Origin of the sequence: Streptomyces sp. W16 (assembly GCF_033194735.1) — a bacterium.
In the GTDB taxonomy this organism is placed as follows: Bacteria; Actinomycetota; Actinomycetes; order Streptomycetales; family Streptomycetaceae; genus Streptomyces.
In genome coordinates this window covers 1-3,408 of the sequence record NZ_JAWOAI010000782.1, presented here as the reverse complement: position 1 = coordinate 3,408, position 3,408 = coordinate 1, and the positions used below count along the sequence as shown (strand labels likewise).

Annotated in this window: 3 protein-coding genes; all 3 read left to right on the top strand. The window is 72.3% G+C overall.

The genetic code is table 11. The annotated features are described in order from the left end of the window. On the top strand, positions 1-1,239 hold a 1,239-nt coding region (locus R6V09_RS49135; protein WP_317887931.1), incomplete at its 5' end, for an FAD-binding protein. A gap of 5 nt (positions 1,240-1,244) precedes the next feature. Next, positions 1,245-2,222 (top strand): carboxylating nicotinate-nucleotide diphosphorylase, encoded by a 978-nt coding sequence (gene nadC / locus R6V09_RS49130; protein ID WP_317887930.1) that lies wholly within the window; start codon positions 1,245-1,247, stop codon positions 2,220-2,222. 2 nt (positions 2,223-2,224) lie between these two features. Beyond that, complete coding sequence (locus R6V09_RS49125; protein WP_043685374.1) at positions 2,225-3,022, top strand: type III pantothenate kinase; 798 nt, start codon at positions 2,225-2,227, stop codon at positions 3,020-3,022. Positions 3,023-3,408 lie beyond the last annotated feature (386 nt).

Sequence of the window (3,408 nt, the reverse complement as noted above, 5' to 3'; positions counted from 1 at the left end):
CTGCGCACGATCGAGAACGCGCTCGTGCTGGACCTCCTGACGGACGCCGAGGGCCGTACGGCGGGCGTGAGCCTGCACGTCATGGGCGAGGGGCAGCACGACGGTGTGGGCGCCGTGCACGCGCCCGCCGTGGTCCTCGCGACCGGCGGCATGGGGCAGGTCTTCTCGGCCACCACCAACCCGTCCGTGTCGACCGGCGACGGGGTCGCGCTCGCCCTCCGCGCGGGTGCCGAGGTCTCCGACCTGGAGTTCGTGCAGTTCCACCCCACCGTGCTCTTCCTGGGTGCGGACGCGGAGGGCCAGCAGCCCCTCGTCTCCGAGGCGGTGCGCGGCGAGGGCGCCCACCTGGTCGACGCCGACGGCGTGCGCTTCATGGTGGGCCAGCACGAACTGGCCGAGCTGGCGCCCCGGGACATCGTCGCCAAGGGCATCACGCGGCGCATGCTGGAACAGGACGCCGAGCACATGTTCCTGGACGCCCGGCACTTCGGCGCCGACATGTGGGAGCACCGCTTCCCGACGATCCTCGCCGCCTGCCGCAGCCACGGCATCGACCCGGTCACCGAGCCCGTCCCGGTCGCCCCGGCCGCCCACTACGCCTCCGGGGGCGTCCGCACCGACTCCCGAGGCCGTACGACCGTCCCGGGCCTGTACGCGTGCGGAGAGGTCGCCTGCACCGGCGTGCACGGCGCGAACCGGCTCGCCTCCAACTCCCTCCTCGAAGGCCTCGTCTACGCCGAGCGCATCGTCGCCGACATCACCGGGAACCAGGCCGAGAACGCCCTCCACGCGCGTGTGCCCGAGCCGGTCCCGCACCCCCAGAAGCCCGCGCACCCGCTGCTCGCCCCGGAGGCACGCTTCGCGATCCAGCGGATCATGACCGAGGGCGCGGGCGTCCTGCGCTCCGCCGACTCCCTCGCCAAGGCCGCCGGACAGCTCCAGCAGCTGCACACCGACGCCCGTGACGCGCTCGACGAGAACGGCAAGACCGCCGAGCCCGGCGTCGACACCTGGGAGGCCACCAACCTCCTGTGCGTCGCCCGCGTCCTGGTCACCGCAGCCGCCCGGCGCGAGGAGACCCGGGGCTGCCACTGGCGCGAGGACCATGCCGAGCGCGACGACAGCGCCTGGCGCCGCCACATCGTCGTACGGCTGAATCCGGACCGCACGTTGGCCGTACACACCACGGACACCGCAGACTTCCCCCCGACCCGGCAGCACCGTCCTCAGGAGCAGTGACAGACGTGAGCACCCACGACCTTCCCCTCGCCGACAGCGGTGGCTGCGGTGACGGCTGTGCCTGTGGCGCGGGCGCCGATCCGGAGTACCTGGAGTGCGGTCTCGACCCCGCGCTCGCCGAGCTCCTGGCCGACGCCGGACTCGACCCCCTGGAGGTCGAGGACATCGCCAATGTCGCCATCCAGGAGGACCTGGCCGGCGGCGTCGACGTGACGACCGTGGCGACCATCCCCGAAGAGGCCGTCGCCACCGCCGACTTCACCGCGCGCGAGGCCGGTGTAGTGGCGGGCCTCAGGGTCGCCGAAGCGGTGGTCTCCGTGGTCTGCACCGACGAGTTCGAGGTCGAGCGGCACGTGGAGGACGGCGACCGCGTGGAGGCCGGGCAGAAGCTCCTGTCGGTCACCACGCGCACGCGTGACCTGCTGACCGCCGAGCGCAGCGCGCTCAACATCCTGTGCCGCCTCTCCGGCATCGCGACCGCCACGCGCGCGTGGGCCGACGCCCTGGAGGGCACGAAGGCGAAGGTCCGCGACACCCGCAAGACGACGCCCGGGCTGCGCTCCCTGGAGAAGTACGCGGTCCGCTGCGGCGGCGGCGTCAACCACCGCATGTCCCTGTCGGACGCGGCCCTCGTCAAGGACAACCACGTGGTCGCCGCGGGCGGTGTCGCCCAGGCCTTCAAGGCCGTACGGGAGGCCTTCCCGGACGTGGCGATCGAGGTCGAGGTCGACACTCTGCACCAGCTCCGCGAGGTCCTGGACGCCGGCGCCGACCTGATCCTCCTGGACAACTTCACGCCCGGCGAGTGCGCGGAGGCCGTCGGCATCGTCCACGGCCGTGCCGCCCTGGAGGCCTCGGGACGGCTCACCCTGGACAACGTCAAGGCGTACGCGGACACCGGGGTGGACTACCTCGCCGTAGGCGCCCTGACCCACTCCGCGCCGGTCCTGGACATCGGCCTCGACCTCCGTGAGGCGCAGTAGTCATGCTCCTCACCATCGACGTGGGCAACACGCACACCGTCCTGGGCCTGTTCGACGGCGAAGAGATCATCGAGCACTGGCGCATCTCCACGGACGCGCGCCGCACCGCCGACGAACTCGCCGTACTCCTCCAAGGCCTCATGGGCATGCACCCGCTCCTCGGAGAGGAGCTGGGCGACGGCATCGACGGCATCGCGATCTGTGCCACCGTGCCGTCCGTCCTGCACGAACTGCGCGAGGTGACCCGCCGCTACTACGGCGACGTACCCGCCGTCCTCGTCGAACCGGGCGTCAAAACGGGCGTCCCGATCCTGACCGACAACCCCAAGGAGGTCGGCGCGGACCGCATCATCAACGCGGTCGCCGCGGTCGAGCTCTACGGCGGCCCCGCGATCGTCGTCGACTTCGGTACGGCGACCACGTTCGACGCGGTCTCCGCGCGCGGGGAGTACGTCGGCGGTGTCATCGCCCCCGGTATCGAGATCTCGGTCGAGGCGCTCGGCGTCAAGGGCGCCCAGCTGCGCAAGATCGAGGTGGCCCGGCCGCGCAGCGTGATCGGCAAGAACACCGTCGAGGCGATGCAGTCGGGCATCGTCTACGGGTTCGCCGGCCAGGTCGACGGAGTCGTCACCAGGATGGCCAAGGAACTGGCCGACGACCCGGAGGACGTGACGGTGATCGCGACCGGCGGGCTTGCCCCGATGGTCCTGGGCGAGGCCTCGGTGATCGACGAGCACGAGCCCTGGCTGACACTGATCGGCCTGCGGCTGGTCTACGAGCGGAACGTGTCGCGGATGTGACCCGGCGCCGGGGCGCGGGACAAGGCTGCCTGCCGCCGGGCGGCGCCCCGCCCCCGCCGGTGTCACTCAGGCGCGCCCACGAGGTGCCGACGCTACTTGTGCCCACCGGGTGCCGTCGCGCCTGACGGCAGCTGCCGGGCGCGGGACGGAGCCGTCGCACGGGGCGGGTGACCACTCCGCCCGCTGGCCTCGCTCACGCGGGTGTCGCCCAGCACGGCGAACACAGCAACAACCCGGGCCACTTGCTCACGCGCGCCCGTCGGTGTCGCCACCGCTTCCGCCCGCACAGCCCGCCCCGCAGGCGTCGCTCAGGCATGCCTACAACGTGTCGCCACCGCTTCCGTCCGCAGGGTGCCGCCGCGCCCGACGGCGGTTAGATCGGAAGA

Coding starts and splice junctions, on each gene's coding strand:
- R6V09_RS49125 (WP_043685374.1), top strand. CDS start 2,225: ATGCTCCTCACCATCGACGTGGGCAACACGCACACCGTCCTGGGCCTG.